Source organism: Salinibacterium sp. ZJ450 (assembly GCF_011751885.2).
Classification (GTDB): Bacteria; Actinomycetota; Actinomycetes; order Actinomycetales; family Microbacteriaceae; genus Ruicaihuangia.
Map to the genome: position 1 here is coordinate 2,434,020 of NZ_CP061771.1, position 15,369 is coordinate 2,449,388.

Annotated in this window: 15 protein-coding genes; 11 read left to right on the forward strand and 4 right to left on the reverse strand. The window is 62.9% G+C overall.

Features of this window, described 5'->3' with window-relative positions:
- Position 1: 1 nt before the first annotated feature.
- From HCT51_RS11700 to HCT51_RS11720, 5 genes are all read left to right on the forward strand, one after another.
- Positions 2 to 883 (forward strand): alpha/beta fold hydrolase, encoded by an 882-nt coding sequence (locus HCT51_RS11700; protein WP_166874385.1) that lies wholly within the window; start codon positions 2 to 4, stop codon positions 881 to 883.
- 103 nt (positions 884 to 986) lie between these two features.
- Positions 987 to 3,338: an arylsulfatase gene (locus HCT51_RS11705; protein ID WP_166874388.1), complete on the forward strand. Its 2,352-nt coding sequence runs from the start codon at positions 987 to 989 to the stop codon at positions 3,336 to 3,338.
- A 21-nt stretch (positions 3,339 to 3,359) separates the two neighbouring features.
- Positions 3,360 to 4,250 (forward strand): formylglycine-generating enzyme family protein, encoded by an 891-nt coding sequence (locus tag HCT51_RS11710; protein ID WP_166874391.1) that lies wholly within the window; start codon positions 3,360 to 3,362, stop codon positions 4,248 to 4,250.
- 127 nt (positions 4,251 to 4,377) lie between these two features.
- Entirely contained in the window at positions 4,378 to 4,836 is a 459-nt protein-coding gene (locus HCT51_RS11715; RefSeq protein ID WP_166874394.1) for a DUF6325 family protein, read from the forward strand.
- Between the two features lies 1 nt (position 4,837).
- Entirely contained in the window at positions 4,838 to 4,999 is a 162-nt protein-coding gene (locus HCT51_RS11720) for a hypothetical protein (RefSeq protein ID WP_166874397.1), read from the forward strand.
- Between the two features lie 33 nt (positions 5,000 to 5,032).
- On the opposite strand, the gene HCT51_RS11725 is transcribed toward HCT51_RS11720, so the two are convergent.
- Positions 5,033 to 5,683: a YrhK family protein gene (locus HCT51_RS11725; protein WP_166874402.1), complete on the reverse strand. Its 651-nt coding sequence runs from the start codon at positions 5,681 to 5,683 to the stop codon at positions 5,033 to 5,035.
- A gap of 162 nt (positions 5,684 to 5,845) precedes the next feature.
- Between HCT51_RS11725 and gad the strand changes: the two genes are divergently transcribed.
- The gene (gad, locus tag HCT51_RS11730) at positions 5,846 to 7,186 is read left to right on the forward strand and encodes a glutamate decarboxylase (RefSeq protein ID WP_224760776.1); all 1,341 of its coding nucleotides are present in this window, start codon (positions 5,846 to 5,848) and stop codon (positions 7,184 to 7,186) included.
- Between the two features lie 35 nt (positions 7,187 to 7,221).
- Positions 7,222 to 7,737 carry a nucleoside/nucleotide kinase family protein gene (locus HCT51_RS11735; RefSeq protein ID WP_166874408.1) on the forward strand — a complete coding sequence of 172 codons (516 nt, stop codon included), beginning with the start codon at positions 7,222 to 7,224 and terminating at the stop codon, positions 7,735 to 7,737.
- 62 nt (positions 7,738 to 7,799) lie between these two features.
- Here HCT51_RS11735 and HCT51_RS11740 read toward each other — a convergent pair whose 3' ends face one another.
- Entirely contained in the window at positions 7,800 to 8,183 is a 384-nt protein-coding gene (locus HCT51_RS11740; protein ID WP_166874411.1) for a hypothetical protein, read from the reverse strand.
- 91 nt (positions 8,184 to 8,274) lie between these two features.
- On the opposite strand from HCT51_RS11740, the gene HCT51_RS11745 reads away from it, so the two are divergent.
- Entirely contained in the window at positions 8,275 to 8,766 is a 492-nt protein-coding gene (locus tag HCT51_RS11745) for a hypothetical protein (RefSeq protein ID WP_166874414.1), read from the forward strand.
- On the forward strand, positions 8,766 to 9,830 hold the full coding sequence (locus tag HCT51_RS11750) for a protein kinase domain-containing protein (RefSeq protein ID WP_166874417.1): 1,065 nt from the start codon (positions 8,766 to 8,768) through the stop codon (positions 9,828 to 9,830). Before HCT51_RS11745 ends, HCT51_RS11750 begins: the two co-directional genes overlap by 1 nt.
- A 129-nt stretch (positions 9,831 to 9,959) precedes the next feature.
- Here the strand turns inward: HCT51_RS11750 and HCT51_RS11755 are convergent, their stop codons facing one another.
- On the reverse strand, positions 9,960 to 11,201 hold the full coding sequence (locus tag HCT51_RS11755) for an LOG family protein (RefSeq protein ID WP_166874420.1): 1,242 nt from the start codon (positions 11,199 to 11,201) through the stop codon (positions 9,960 to 9,962).
- Between the two features lie 500 nt (positions 11,202 to 11,701).
- Positions 11,702 to 12,997 carry a serine/threonine-protein kinase gene (locus HCT51_RS11760; protein WP_166874423.1) on the reverse strand — a complete coding sequence of 432 codons (1,296 nt, stop codon included), beginning with the start codon at positions 12,995 to 12,997 and terminating at the stop codon, positions 11,702 to 11,704.
- 365 nt (positions 12,998 to 13,362) lie between these two features.
- Between HCT51_RS11760 and HCT51_RS18865 the strand changes: the two genes are divergently transcribed.
- Together HCT51_RS18865 and HCT51_RS11765 are read left to right on the forward strand one after the other, a co-directional pair.
- Positions 13,363 to 13,488, forward strand: coding sequence for a hypothetical protein (locus HCT51_RS18865; RefSeq protein WP_255523518.1), 126 nt, complete (start codon positions 13,363 to 13,365; stop codon positions 13,486 to 13,488).
- A 206-nt stretch (positions 13,489 to 13,694) separates the two neighbouring features.
- Positions 13,695 to 14,141 (forward strand): hypothetical protein, encoded by a 447-nt coding sequence (locus tag HCT51_RS11765; protein WP_166874426.1) that lies wholly within the window; start codon positions 13,695 to 13,697, stop codon positions 14,139 to 14,141.
- The last annotated feature ends 1,228 nt before the right edge of the window (positions 14,142 to 15,369 follow it).

The following is a 15,369-nucleotide window of genomic DNA, read 5'->3' on the forward strand; positions in this document are numbered from 1 at the left end:
CATGGGAGTCAATAGGCGAACCCCCAAGCGCCCGGCGTCCAGCCTGGCTGAGCGATGGACCACGATCGACGGAATCGACGTCTTCTACCGCGAGTCGCCCGAGCCACCGGACGCTCCGGTGATGATGCACCTGCACGGCTTCGGCCTCTCGGGCCGGTACCTGCTCCCGACGGCCGAACGGCTCAGCGACGACTTTCACACCTTCGTTCCCGACCTCCCCGGGTTCGGACGAAGCGGGAAGGCGGCCGATGCCCTCGACGTCCCCGATCTCGCGCACGCCGCAGCCAGATTCCTCGACGATCGTGGGGTCGAATCGGCCACGCTGGTCGGCAACTCGATGGGATGCCCCGTCATCCTGGAGTTCGCGTATCGACATCCTGAGCGCCTCAAGCGTGCGGTCCTCGTGTCGCCGGCCGGTGGTGTGTACAACCAGCCTCTACGCCGCGCCGTTGGGCAGCTCGCTCGCGACGGTGTGCGCGAGCCGACTCGGATGGCGCGTGTGGCGGTTCCGGATTACCTGCGATTCGGTGTTCCCAGCACGTTCAAGCTCTTCCGGGCGCTTACTCAATACCCGTCGCTCGACCGGCTGCTCGAGCTGCACATTCCGACCCTGGTTGTCATCGGCGACCGGGATCCGCTGATGCCGAGCCCCGCCCGCGTTCAGGAGGTTGCCGGCCGCACCGACAACCACGTGCTGGTGGTCATGGTCGAGGGTGCGGCGCACGCCATCAATTTCAGTCACCCGGGCGAACTGTCCCACCTCATTCGCCTGTTCATGGCGGACCAGCCGATCGTCGACGACCCCGACTCGCCGGGCCATGCCCGCTTGCAGGAAATCCACCGTGGTGCGCACCATCCACCCAGTAGGGACCCTGGGAACTGACCTGAGGCCCGCTGCCAAACAATCACACGATCCGGGTGATGACGAACGGGTGCGGAGTACACATCGTGTGTAACGAGGTCACTGCACAAGAGGAGCGCACGTCATGTCGGTTGTCGAATACCCAGAAGGTACCGCGTTCACAGGGGTGGTCGGTCGCACCGCAGAGGAGTCGAGTCCGGCGTGGCCCGCGCGGACACGTGCCCCGAAGGGATCGCCGAACGTGCTGTTCATCGTGTTGGATGACACCGGGTTCGGGCAGTTGGGTTGCTTCGGCAGCCCCATCGAAACGCCGAACCTCGACGCCCTGGCGGCAAACGGGCTGCGGTACAACAACATGCACACCACAGCGTTGTGTTCGCCGAGTCGGTCGTGCGTGATCACGGGTCGCAACCATCACAGCAACGCGATGGCGTGCATCACCGAGCTCGCCACCGGCTACCCCGGGTACAACGGCATCGTGCCGTTTGAGAACGGGTACCTCTCGGAGATCCTGCTCGGGCACGGGTACAACACGTACGCGGTAGGCAAGTGGCACCTCATCCCGAGCAGTCAGGAGACGGCGGCCGGGCCATACGACCGATGGCCGCTCGGCCGCGGCTTCGAACGGTTTTACGGGTTCCTCGGCGGGGACACCAGCCAGTGGAATCCGGACCTGATCTACGACAACCACCAGGTCGAGCCGCCGGCGACGCCCGCGGAGGGGTACCATCTCACCCCCGACCTGGTCGACAAGGCGAGCCGGTTCGTGGCCGATGCCAAGCAGATCGACCCGGACAAGCCCTTCTTTCTGTACTTCGCCACGGGCGCCACGCATGCGCCGCACCATGTGCCGAAGGAGTGGGCCGACAAGTACACCGGGAAGTTCGACGACGGTTGGGACGCGTACCGCACCGGGACCCACGCCAGGCAGCAGGAGCTGGGCATCGTTCCGGTCGACACGGAGTTGTCGCGCCATGACCCCGACGTGCCGGGCTGGGACACCCTCAGCGACGACGAGCGGAGGCTGTACGCACGCGAGATGGAAGTGTTCGCCGGGTTCTTGAGCCACACCGATCACCACATCGGCAAGCTGCTCGACTTCCTCCGGGAGATCGGCGAGTTCGACAACACGCTGATCATGGTGGTGTCAGACAACGGAGCCAGCGCCGAGGGCGGCCTCACCGGCACGACGAACGAGGCGCAGTTCTTCAACAACGCGCCTGAGCCGGTCGAGGAGAGCCTCGCCGTCATCGACGAGATCGGTGGGCCGAAGCACTTCAACCACTACCCGTGGGGTTGGACGTGGGCGGGCAACACGCCGTTCCGTCGGTGGAAGCGGGAGACGTACCGTGGCGGCTCATCCGATCCGTTCATCGTGCACTGGCCGGACCGGATCAGGGCGAAGGGCGAGGTCCGCACGCAGTACGCGCACATCATCGACATGGTGCCGACGGTGCTCGACCTGCTGCAACTCGACGCGCCGTCGACAATCCGCGGCGTCCCGCAGTCACCGATCCAGGGCGTGAGCTTCGCACACACCCTTGACGACGCGGCAGCCGAGACGAACCATCACACCCAGTACTTCGAGATGTTCGGTCACCGCTCCATCTACCACGACGGGTGGCGAGCGGTCTGCCCGTGGCCGGGCGCCTCCTTCTCGGAAGCGGGCGTTCCGTTCGGCGCGCCGATCTCGGCCGAGACGCTCAGCAAGCTCGACGCGACCGGATGGGAGCTGTACCACGTCGCCGAGGACTTCGCGGAGAACCACGACGTGGCCGCCGATCACCGCGACCTGTTGATCGCGATGATCGGCAGATGGTACGTCGAGGCAGGCAAGTACGACGTGATGCCCGTCGACGGCAGCGCGCTCACCCGCATGATCAGCGAGAAGCCTTTGCTGGCCGCGCCCCGCGACTCCTACGTCTATTACCCGGGCACCCAGTCGCTTCCGTACTTCGCCGCCCCCAAGGTGCTGAACCGTCCACACAGCATCACCGCCGATGTCGAGATCCCCGAACACGGCGCCGAGGGCGTGCTCGTGTGCCAGGGATCGGCCGCTGGTGGTTACACGCTGTTCCTGCAGGACGGCAAGCTCCACTACGTCCACAACTATGTCGCACGGGAGTACTTCCGAGTGGAGTCGAACGATGCGGTCCCCTCGGGGAACCACTCCCTGCGGTACGAATTCGAACCCACCGGCGAACTCTCCCTTGCGAATGGGAAGGGATCTCCCGGCCGCATGCAGCTCTACGTCGACGGCGCACTCGTCGGCGAGGCCGATGCCCCCTACACCACACCGGCGATGTTCAACCCCGGCGCCCTCACCTGCGGCGCCAATCCCGGATCACCGATCACCCCCGACTACGAAGGACTATTCCCGTTCACCGGTACCATCCACCACGTGACCGTCGACGTCAGCGGCGAAACCATCGAAGACAGCGAGGCTCAGATGAAAGCTGCGATGGCTCGCCAATGAAGATGAGGAGAGGATGCCACCGTGATTGAGATACCTTCCGGCACGCTCCTCATGGGATCCGACGAGTTCTATCCCGAAGAGGGTCCCGTACACGAACGCGAGATTGCGGCGTTCGCGATGGATGAGCACCCGGTCACGAACGCGGACTTTGCGGGCTTCGTTTCCCAGACCGGCTACGTCACGGTCGCTGAGCGCCCCCTCGATCCGGCGGAATTCCCTGGCGCCGATCTGGAATCCCTCGTCCCAGGCGGGCTTGTCTTCACTCCGACGGCAGGGCCGGTGGATCTCAACGACTGGCGAGAATGGTGGCGATGGCAGCCGGGCGCGCATTGGCGAGCGCCGGCAGGCGCTGGGTCGACGATCGAGGACCGGATGCGGCATCCCGTTGTCCAAGTCGCATATGACGACGCCGCTGCATACGCGCAGTGGGCAGGCAAACGCCTCCCCACGGAAAGCGAGTGGGAGTGGGCCGCGCGGGGCGGTCTCGTCGGTCGCCGCTATGCGTGGGGCGACGAGCCGCGCGTCGACGGGCGACTGATGGCGGATACCTGGCAGGGCGCGTTCCCGTATCGGAACGAGGGTGCAGCTGGCTGGGTCGGCACGGCGCGCGTCGGGAGCTTCCCAGCGAATGGGTATGGCCTATTCGACATGATCGGGAACGTCTGGGAGTGGACGTCCAACGAGTGGACGCCCCGGCACGTCATTCCCGGAGCGCACGGAGTTGACTCCGGCGGTCGGGAGAACTTGCTGCTTGGCGCCGGCAGCGGTTTCAGCGCCGAGCCTCGCCGCGTGCTCAAAGGCGGCTCGCATCTCTGCGCACCTGAGTACTGTCTCAGATACCGACCAGCCGCGCGGACCTCGCAGACCGAGGACTCGGCGACCACCCACATTGGCTTCCGCTGCGTGCGCTAGAGGCTCATTGTCGCCTGCTGGCTGAGGGCCTCAATCACGCAGAAAGGGTGACGCACGACGGACGCGCGGCGCGGACCATGGGAATGTGCGCAGGAGCCCTTCTGCACACGATTAGGAGGGCGGACCAATGACTGAACACGATCTATCTAAGTTGGGACCAGTTGACTTTCTCGTCATCGAGTTCCCGGCGGGGCATCAGAACTTCACGGGCGAGATGGCGGAAGAGCTGCTCCGCCTGGTGAAGGCGGGAACGATCAGGGTGATCGACGCGATCATCCTGACCAAGGATGAGGACGGCGTCGTCGACGCCTCAGAGCTTGCGGATGCCGGAGACCTCGGTGATCTTGTCGAGCTCGAAGCCGAACTCGCGGAACTGTTGGCTGCCGAAGACGTCGAGAAGCTCGCGAATGCGATGGACCCGGGCAGCGTCGCGGGCGTGCTCGTCTACGAGAACGTCTGGGCGGCGCCGTTCGCGTCCGCCGCACGGCAAGCCGGCGGTCAGCTCATCGCCAACGGTCGCATCCCCATCCAAGCGATCATCGCCTCGCTCGAGGCAGACGACGCACTCGAATCATCAGGAGCATGAGATGCCACTGAGAGCAGCACGAATCGGACGGGTCGGCGTGGTCGGCGCGCCCGTCGCCAAAACCGCCGTCGTCGCCTCGGCGGTCAGCCCGGGGCCATCCCCGGTCGCGAAGGCGGCGGTCGTCGGAGCCGCTGTAACGCCGGGAAGACGACGCCGCATCTAGGTGTACTCGGCTGAGACGTTGGTGACGGACTATTCAGAGGTGGGGCTGTGGTGCTGGACGGGCGGGCATGGCGGATCGGCTGAGTAGGGCCGCGGCGAGGAAGCACAGGGCGCCGAGAAAGGTGCCGGCATTTGCCCAGAAGAGGCTGGCGAGATCGCCTGTCGAGGGGATGACGAAGGCGCCGACCGCGGAGATGCCGAAGAAGACCGATCCGAGCATGTTCAGCCAGGTGCTCCACCAGGTTTGTTTCCGGGGAGCCCAGGGGCCATCGCGATCGGTGGTGGCGATCACGGCGAAGGCGCTTGCGACTAAGAAGCAGATCGAGCCGAACACGTCGGGACGCCAGCCGCTGGCCACCCGCGTCTGACTGATCACGGCCGTGATGAGCGCTTCGCTGGTGCTGAGGTTGAAGAAGAGCGTCCCTGCGAACTGGACGGCGGCTGCCCACCAGTCCCAACCGTCCGCTCGATCAGTTCCTCCCCGCGGAGGGAGTCGCCCGCTCAGCGCGAGTTGGATCAACGCCGCCAGCGTGAAGAAGATGGCCCCGACGAAAAAGGTCACGTTGGTGGTCACGGGCCCGACCGCCTGGGCGTAGAACGGAACAGCGCCCACGGCAAAACAGAGGGATCCGATGGCGAATCCCCACGCTTCACGTCGGAGACGGATGCTGCGATCGGGCGCCATGACCCGATTGCTAGCGACGGACGCGCGCGTCACATCACCCCGGGCGGATGATGTCCGGCTGGTGCGGCCGGCCGTACCCTGCCCGACATGACGACTCCCTCTCGCCGTGGCGAGCCCCCTCACGCCCACACTGGTATCGGTCCACAGAACCAGCTCAACCCGATGTTCGCGCGGGAGGGTGAGGCAACCGACTTTCCGCTGAACACGCTGCCACCAGGCGAGTCGCTGCCCGAGACCGCCTACCAGATCGTTCACGACGAAGCGATGCTGGACGGCAATTCACGACTCAACCTTGCGACGTTCGTGGGCACCTGGATGGATCCTCACGCCGACCGCCTGTACTCGGAGACGGCGGACAAGAACATGGTCGACAAGGACGAGTACCCCCAGACCGCCGCGATCGAGACGCGGTGCTGGAAGATGATCGCAAATCTCTGGAACGCGCCTGACGCGGAGAACGCGATCGGGACGTCAACGATCGGCTCATCAGAGGCGTGCATGCTGGGCGGGCTCGCCCTCAAACGCCGATGGCAGAGCGCACGGCGCGCGGCTGGGCTCTCCACCGAGAAGCCCAACCTCATCCTGTCCAGTGCTGTCCAGGTGTGCTGGGAGAAGTTCTGCAACTACTGGGATGTGGAGGCTCGGTACGTACCCATTACCGATGACCACAAGTGTCTCGACGGGTTCGAGCTCGACAAGTACGTCGATGAGAACACGATCGGCGTCGTGGCGATCATGGGGGTGACCTACACCGGGGTCTACGAGCCGGTGGCCGAGATCGCGAAGAAGCTGGACCGCATCCAGGCCGACACAGGCCTCGACGTCCCGATCCACGTCGATGGCGCTTCCGGGGGCATGATCGCGCCGTTCCTGCAGCCTGAGTTGGAGTGGGACTTTCGAGTAGAGCGCGTCGCCTCGATAAGCACCTCCGCCCACAAGTACGGCCTGGTCTATCCCGGTCTCGGGTGGGTTGTCTGGCGCACGGTCGCGGACCTTCCTGCGGACCTGGTGTTCGACGTGACCTATCTCGGTGGACACATGCCGAGCTTCGCGCTGAACTTCTCGCGCCCGGGGGCCCAGGTTCTGCTGCAGTACTACCTCTTCCTCCGACTCGGGTGGGACGGCTACTACAAGGTGCAAAAGGCCTCGCAGGACGTCGCGGTCTACCTCGCTGGCGAGATCGCCAAGATGCCCGCCTTCGACCTGTGGAACGACGGGACCGACATCCCCGTCTTCGCGTGGCAGCTCACCCACGGCTACACCGACAAGTGGAATTTGTATCACCTGTCCGAACGCCTGCGCCTGAAGGGCTGGCTGCTCCCCGCCTACCCGATGCCCGATAACCTCACCGACGTGGTCGTGCAGCGCATCGTCGTCCGCAACGGGCTCAGCCGCAACCTTGCCGAGAGCCTCGTACTCGACATCCGTGACGCAGTCGCCTACCTCGATGCGCTCGAGTCGCCGATGCCGACGGAAGGACAGGTGTCGACCTTCACGCACTAGCGTTCACCGGCCAAGTTGAGGCGTAGCGTGAAGTCATGGTTGAGCTCAGCGAGAGCAGACGTGAGCTGCTCGACTCGATGGCCGAGGAGTTCTTGCACAACTCGTGGGCGGGGCGGCGGCTTCTCGCCATCGAAGGAGAGCCGGGCCAGTTCGCGACGCGGTTGGCCGACGATCTCGCCTCCGTGCTCGTCGAGAAGGACCAACCGGTGCTGCGGCTCTCGGTCGGCGACGTCGACGAGGACGACCTGCGCTCGGAGACGGTCGAGCCGTTCCGCGCGGGGTCGCTAACAGCGGCAACCGACCCCGATACAGTGCTCGTTGTCGACGGGCGGAGACTGCTGAACCAGTCGGTTCGCGGCATCTGGCACTTCTCGGTGTGGGTACTCGCGGGCGACGAGCTTCCGCACGCGGGCGTGAATGTGGTGGTCGACGCGACCGACGAGGCCGCCCCGAAGCGGTACTTCTACGATCTGTGCAGGCTGCCGCCGAGTGTCGGCGAGCGGCGGGCGGAGGCGACCGGTTCAGGGACCGGCAGACGCCGCAACTCGTGAACGAGACTGGGCAGTGGGAACAGGATGTGGCCCGCCGGAACACCCAGGTCGGAGCCGCGACGTCACGTGAGCGCTTCTTCGAGCACCTCCGCGATGTCCGCGTGGCGACCTTGCTCCCGGGCGATGGTGAACTCTTCGGCAGCCGGTGATGCCTCAACCTGCCCGAGTACCCGCTGGTGGTACGAGAAAATGCCAGGACCGAGAAGACCTTTACGTTCGCGGGTATCATCAGCGGCACCGAGAAACCTTCCAGCCCGTTCAAAGGCGCCTGCCTCGACCTCGACGGCGAACAGGCCCTCCAGTCCGTAAGCGATGCCCTCTTCGTGTCCCCCGGCTGATGAACACCGCATCGGCATCGGCGTTTTGCTCTTCGTGCTCAACCTGGGAGCCTCGGTATTGCTCGCGTTCGCGGCGTCGTCTAAGACGCCACCGGACTGCTCCACCACGTTAGCCTTCAACTCTGCCCCGCAGAGGTCATAGATACCGTGTCAGCGCGGCATCGACCGCATTGCCTTGAGCTCCTGTCACAATACGCGTATGTATTACGTGGGCGTATTCGTTAAGGCGGGAGTCATCAATCTTGCCTGCATGGCACTGGACGATGGAGAGGCGGGGCTGGGGCGTCCCGCGGTGGGCCGGTTCGACCGACTCATTCCATCCGTGAGTTCTGAAAACGATGCCATTCGTCTGCTAGATCTCAAGAACCAAGTTCGACAGACACTCAGCGACTGGGATGTCCACGGGGTAGCGGTGTTGGACACGATGAAACACAATCAGTGGAAATATGCCGATGCCTCAACTCGGCTTCTGTCCATCAGCGCCGTAATGATCGCCGCCGCGGAGCAAAACGCCGACTACGGGCTTATCCGCCCCGGACCAGTTGGCGCGCACATTCTACGGCCGCAGCTGAAGCAAGTTGATCCGACGGTACTCGGCTTCGCGAGCACTCCGAAGTACTGGACCACGGGGGCCATGGAGGCCTACGCCGCAGCCAGCTTCTGGGGACGCCAATTGAATCCCATCAGCTAGTGCCCATCGCAGGAAAGGTACTTCGGCTTCCATTCGAGTCGTTGAACAGTATCCCTGGCGGTGTCAACGAAGTGCGGCTCTACCACGATGATTTGCTGGACTGCGAAGTAGTGGGCAAGCGTTTCGACCTGACAATGGTCGATGCATCAGTGCTGCCCGAAGCAAGCACCCTGCGTTCCATTAAGCACGACAACGTGGTCGAGGTGAAGGGTGCTGCCAGGGTAGATGGCTATGACCCGCTCATGGACGTCATCGAGATAATCACGCCCCACTACCCTCGCGGCAGCATCACGGATGCCTTGCTTCGGGGTGAAGAATTCACCACTCGCGAGGCAATTGTCATCATGACATCTGCACTGCGAGGGCTGCGCGAACTACACATGCGACACAACATCCTCCATCGCGATATCAAAAGCGGGAACATCTTGCTCACCAGCCCCCCAATCTATGCTCTGGTAGCGGACATAGGTGTGGCTGGCACCCTTGATTCGAATGGCTCAGCTCCAGCCGTCAACAACCCGACTCTTTACAGCCCTCCGGAATTGATGACGGCAGGTGTCCTCACGATGTCGAGTGACCTGTATTCGATGGGGCTCGTCATGCGGGAACTCTTGGGCGGAGCATTCCCGTACGGCGCCTACAGTCGTCAGCAGGTTGTTGAGGAACTGGCGGCAGGCCGATCTGCGATACGTCCAGTCGATCTCGAACTGCCAGTCTGGGCACCCACAAACCTCCGGAAGTTGTATCGAAAGGCGACCGCTGGGAGCCCGGCGCGACGATTCCAAAACGCCAAGGACATGGGTCATGCCATCTCGCGACTGTCGTTGGCAAACTGGACGACTGCTGAGACGAATACCTGGGAGGCAGCCGGCATAGGACGGAATCCTCCTAGGTACCGCGTGGAGGCAACAGTTGCGGATCAAGGGTACGTAATCTCCCTACGGAAGGCGACGGGGGCGCGATGGAGAAGACCCCAGCATCAGAACGATGTCCTCGTTGACTCGCTGCACGCTCGCGAAACACAGCGGATTTTCGACGCTGCCAACGCCATGGCTGTTAGCTGAGGCGCAAGTTGGCCGTGTCTTCGCTACGGGGGCGGGTGCCCCCTCATCCTCGGGGGCAAGGTCTCCACCTCTGCAATGAGCTCCAACACCCTCTGGTACTGCACGCTCGGGCCGCGTATGACCCGGCCATCAGACCAGACCGCGCCACGCGAGCACGCGCCGCGATGTCGCCTCCTTCGGCCGGCCACGCAGGTGCTTGATGATCTCCGTCGAGTCATCGGATACAAGAATTGCCGAAGTGAAGTTCTTCTCCGCCGCCAGTTGGTTCAATAACGGCCAGACGGGCTTGCGCTTGTCCAGAACCTTGCCCGTCGCAGGGTCGACAACCGGCAGTTCATTGCTGGCCCGTGTCCAGTACGTGCGGTCCAAGAGGACGATCGGTGTGGGCATCACCACCTCCTTCTCGCGATAGTAGTTCTGCGTTACATCCTGAAATAGCTCCTGTACGGTCCCCGCATTGCCCTCACCGAACAGAATGCCGCCATCCGCAAGTGAGACGAGACCATCCTCCCGGAGACTGTTGAAGAACATCTTTCCCGAGTGAGTGGCGAACAGGTTGGGCGGCTCATGACCGTACAACCATGTAGGGACACCGAGGTTGAAGCTCTCATCCGGCTCAGCGGCTTCCCAATCCCCGAGAAGGTCCGCTCGCACGGCGCACGCGGTAGATAGCCACTCATGGGAGCCAAAGTCCTCCGCTTTCCTCAGGACGTTAATTGCGTGATCGAGAGCCTCATCAGGGAATGGCCCGAGGAATGCGCCCAGGTTCGCGGCCTCCATCAGCCCCGGACCGCCCCCAGTCAAGATGAGCAGGCCGTCCCTGGAAAGAGTCCGGGATATGGTCGCGATCTGCCTGTACGCCACACTGCTCCGTTTCTTGTCGTGGCCTCCCATTACCCCAACGACGCTCTTTCCGACGGAACCAATGAAACGAGAAAGCGCAAGCTCCACCATGGAATCGTGCGCACGTGCAGCGAGGAGCTCGTCAACAGCGAGCGCGCGAGGCCGTCGCGGCGATTGGTCAACGAACCATTCATAAATCCTGTGGTCAAGCGAGGACTTCCATGAGCCAGGCTCAGCTAGATCGAAGCCGTCGTACAATTCGGCCACCCGGTACAAATCGGTTCGGAAGACATCTGTCGGCAAACGGCCGAACTCGGGAATTTGAACGCACTTTGCTCTCGAGACGAACTGGGCCAGCCGAGGCCCAACATGGCAGGCCAAGAAGATGCTGCCTTGGAGGTCTGGGTCGGGCGTGATCTCATCGTCAATTCCGCGAAGGTCAACCCTGACAACTGTGGCTCGTGTTGCCGTCGTTGCACCAAGCCACTCCCGAAACCCTTGAACACTGGTAATCAACTCGTCAGTCATGATTCACTCCGTGCTACTAATGCAACGATCTGTTCAAACCGAGGACAGGACGCCGCGGAATGGGCTAGCCAAGTGGTGTGAGCTTAAGCGAATGCTTGGGGGGAACCAAGGTTCGTCCTGGGGGGTAAATCTCTCGCGAGTGAAGAGCCGCGGTGTCGGGCAGGCTGGGTTTGATAAGAACAGTCCTGGAGATGTGGCTTCGGCGCGAACCAGCACCGCGTCATCCGTGCATTAGATCGGCAAGCGCTGCGGAGCAATCATGGAACACCACTCTGAGTCCCGATGGTGTTGACGATTACTACGAGTGTCCGAATGGCCACGGGGCGTCAGCGCAGAACTCGTCCGTCTGTACGGTGACGACTACGACGCCCCTGAGAATGACCTTGGCTCTCTCGGAGTTGCCGAGGATCAGATTCAGTAACGGGCCCAACATGGCCGAGGGACACCAATGCACTCCAGCGATCCGTTACACGCGTCGTCAGCATCGAACAACTGGCGGCTTAGATCATCCATCGTCGCAGGCTTTCACTCTGAATCTTGTCCCAGCTGTCGTTGATCCAGTGGCGCAAGTACGCGTCGGCCATCGATGCCTCCGCTGCAGCGATCATGGCGACGGCTTGGCGATCTGAGAGTCCCTTAAACCATGCCGCGACATGGCGGCTCACGGGATACTGGTCGCAACTCTCGAGCGCCTCGAAGAACGGCATTGCGAGCTGTTCCGCCATGTCGAGCAAGTTCCGATCGACAAACAAGCGCACTACGTCAAACGTCCATGCCAGCGGCGGGCGCAGCCCCGCCTGATTGAGTCCTGCCCGACCCTGCTCTCCCTGCAGCATGATGCTGACCTTTTGGGCGACTTCCAACAGACCATCCGCGTCTGAGTTGAGCCACTTCGAAATATTAGAGCGTTCAAGCTTGGGTAGGGCAGGAAGGAGGAGTTCGGGGTTGTCGGAGTGGGCGACCAAGAAGTAACCGAGCTCCCCGTAGTCGATCGGGGAGGTGAGGTGCTGGTTGAGCTGGTGATTGAGTGGACCGCCATCGCTCGCCAGGGAGCGCTCCATCGCCGTCAACATCGCATCCACCGTTGCGTATCGCTTCTCAGGATGCATGCGAACGGCTCTGGATGTTGCGGACCGGAGTCTTCCCTCCGGAAGGGTGACAGAAGTCGACGTCGGATATTTGCCGGTGAGGATCCACGCCACCATCGCCCCCACACTATAGACGTCGGCCTGCGTGCTCGCAGCATGCGCGTCGAAGTGGAGTTCAGGTGCAGCCCAGCCGTCCGTGCCGAGCAGACTGCCGGCCCGCGTCAGCTGCGAGGTAGTCGTACCCGGCTGATTTCGTGCGATGCCGAAGTCGGATACTACCCAGCGCGCGTCTCCGTCGGTGTCCAGCCACAGGATGTTTTGCGGTTTCAGGTCGCGATGTACCTCGCCTCGTCCATGAAATGTTCGTAAAGCATCGGCAACAGCTTGCACGACGGACACCGCGAGTTGTTCACGCGCAGGATGGGCAAGGCCGTCGGCCCGTTTCGTCAACTCGCCGTCTGCTATTGGCATTGCATACCACTCACCGTCAGTATCAGCTTCGAGTACAGGCATGACATGGCGGCCCGCTGCAGACCGCATGCTGGTAACTTCCCGGTGGAAGCGCTTCTGGATCGTCGCACCAGGACGCGCCATCTTCAGCGCGACTTCCTCTCCGGAGGTGAGGTCGCGTGCTCGGATCACAATCGAGTGATCTGTCGGCTCTCCCAGCCACTCAATCATCTCGAAACGCTCTGCGGGTGTAGTCATGACTCCTATTGTGCCGGTCCTCTTGCGTCCAACACGCCTTTGGTTCCGAGGCGAGGAGCGGGACACCAAGCCGAGCGCGACAACGGTGCGACTCCTCCGCATGATGCTCTCTGTGAGCCCCAATCTCTGGCGGTCGAGAGGCCCAGAACGGTCCTCCATCAAGGCGCAGCGCCACAAGCGCCTGTCCTACGCATGGTGCCTGGTGAACCATTCACCGAGAGGCACTTCCCATGACGCATTACCCCGCTCGCCGCGAGCTCCGCCGCAGACCCCGTCGGGAGACGCGCCGCCGGGAGCGACAGGAAGAATTGCTTGTTATCCGGCGCAAGTGGTTGCGCACACTCGGCAGGTGGCTCGCAAAGTTTGTGAGTGACATCGCTGTCGGACTGGTCGCGCTCGTCCTGGCGACCGCGATCGGACTGGCGATCTTCCCTGTGGCCGAGCCCGCTCCTACTACAGCTCCGCCCGCGATCGTCGAGGTCGCCGCCTAGGCGGTGCTGGCGGTCTTTTGCTGCCACTCGCGTTCGATGCAGTCAGCTCGTTGTGGAGCCTTCACCTACTCGACCCGGCCGTAGTTGGCTTCCGAAGCGACGCCTCGGACAACTCCAGCGTTTCGCGCTGGGAGCGCGGATGCCGACAGCGTATGTCGCCGCCACCTTGCGTAAGCGCGTGCGATGTCGTGGATAGGCTCGCAATTATGATCCTTGCGACCAGTGCGACGAGCGCGGCAGCTATCGACCCGACAATGCTTGCCCTGCTGTCGATCTTCGGCGGTGTCATCATCACAGTTCTCGCCGGCTTCATCGGTGCCTGGTTGCAGGCTAAGCGCGACCGCACCAAATGGATCCGGGAGCGCCGCCTCGAGGCCTATGCCGATCACCTCACCGTGACCGATGAACTCTTCGCGACCGGCCTGATAGCAAACCTCGACGAGGAACCCGAAATAGCCCTCGTCGCCGAGGCTCGGCGCGCCATAGCCACTTTGCACCTGCTCGGGCCTGACGACGTGTACGACGCTGCAGTTGCATTCCAAGAAGCAATGAGTACCTCCCTCGCCCATGACGGCGCGGTAGATGAGCTAGAAGGTGTTCGCCTCCGTCGGCGGAGCAGGTACATCAACGGAGCTCGCGCCGCACTCCGGTAGGTGCTCAAGTCGGGCCGCCTCACCGATCGCATCGAGAAGCGGCGTCCGCCGTTTCCTCGCCGAGAGGCATGACGCGAAGAGCTCCTGGCGTTGCCGAAAACTCCGAACGGATAGGCAGCGGAGGGGACGTGATCGGTGCCGCACGCGGTAGGACTCGCGCCAGCGGGCTGGCTTGCGCACGCCGCGCGTTCAGCGTGAGAAAGCTTCCGCAGCTCGTCGCTCTCTAAGCTAGGAAGCTGGATTCGATGACGCGGTACAGGCGGGCTTTGGTTCAGCTCGTTCGGTAAGCGACACGATCGAGCGCGAGCTCGTGATAGCCCGCCGCAGCTTCGTCATGGACGTGAGAAACGGAACTCCACCGCGTTGAGTTCCTGTGGGACGACGCGCTCGATGGTCAGGTTCTTCGCCATGCTGCAAGCGGCGCCGCCACGACTAAGAAATTCGTTGACGTCGCGTCGGTACTGCCCGGCGCTGCTGCTCGGTCAAGATCAACGCCAAGCATCAAGAAGTTCACGCTGCGTGAGCGGCCGACCTGTTAGGGATATTCATGTCCTGGGCGTTAGCGCGCAGCCAGTCCTGGTGATCGCTTTCCATCTGCTCGATCTTCGCTACCCTTCTCGTCGCGCCTGGAGTACGCGTCACTGATCCGCGATTCGAGATCTCCGGATGATCGTTTTCAGCGGCTGCGGCTGTCGTCTAACGCTCGGCCGCGAGATCCTAATACGACGAAAGCACCTCGGAAGCGATCAGACTTTGATCAGTTGCCGATTCAGCCCCACCATCGGCCGTCCTGCCGGTGGGAGTCGTTCGGCTGCTCATAAGCAGAGGGTTTCCTCGCTGTTCCGTGCACAAACGTGCCTGGCCCCGGGAATCGGATCCTACGCCCCTCGCCACCGGCCGCCCAAACGACCCAGCCATCGGTGATCGAGACGTGGCGGGTCGCGTACGACATCTCTCTGGATTCAATCCGAGCGGTGACGAAACTGACCTCTCGTCATGGCGCGTGAGCGACGCATTCCTCGCATCGGGAACGCCAGTCGCTCTGAAAGCCAGCCTCAAGGCTCAACTAAACGCCGGACCGACCGCCTGCTCATGCAGGCGGTCGGTCCGGATGACTGCCGCCAGCGCGCCGCGGAGAACTCCGTGCTCGTCCTGAGCGTCCTCCCAATACCCGCTCCTGATTGATTAGCATCCAGGGTAATCACATTGATCGATATGAAGATTCGGA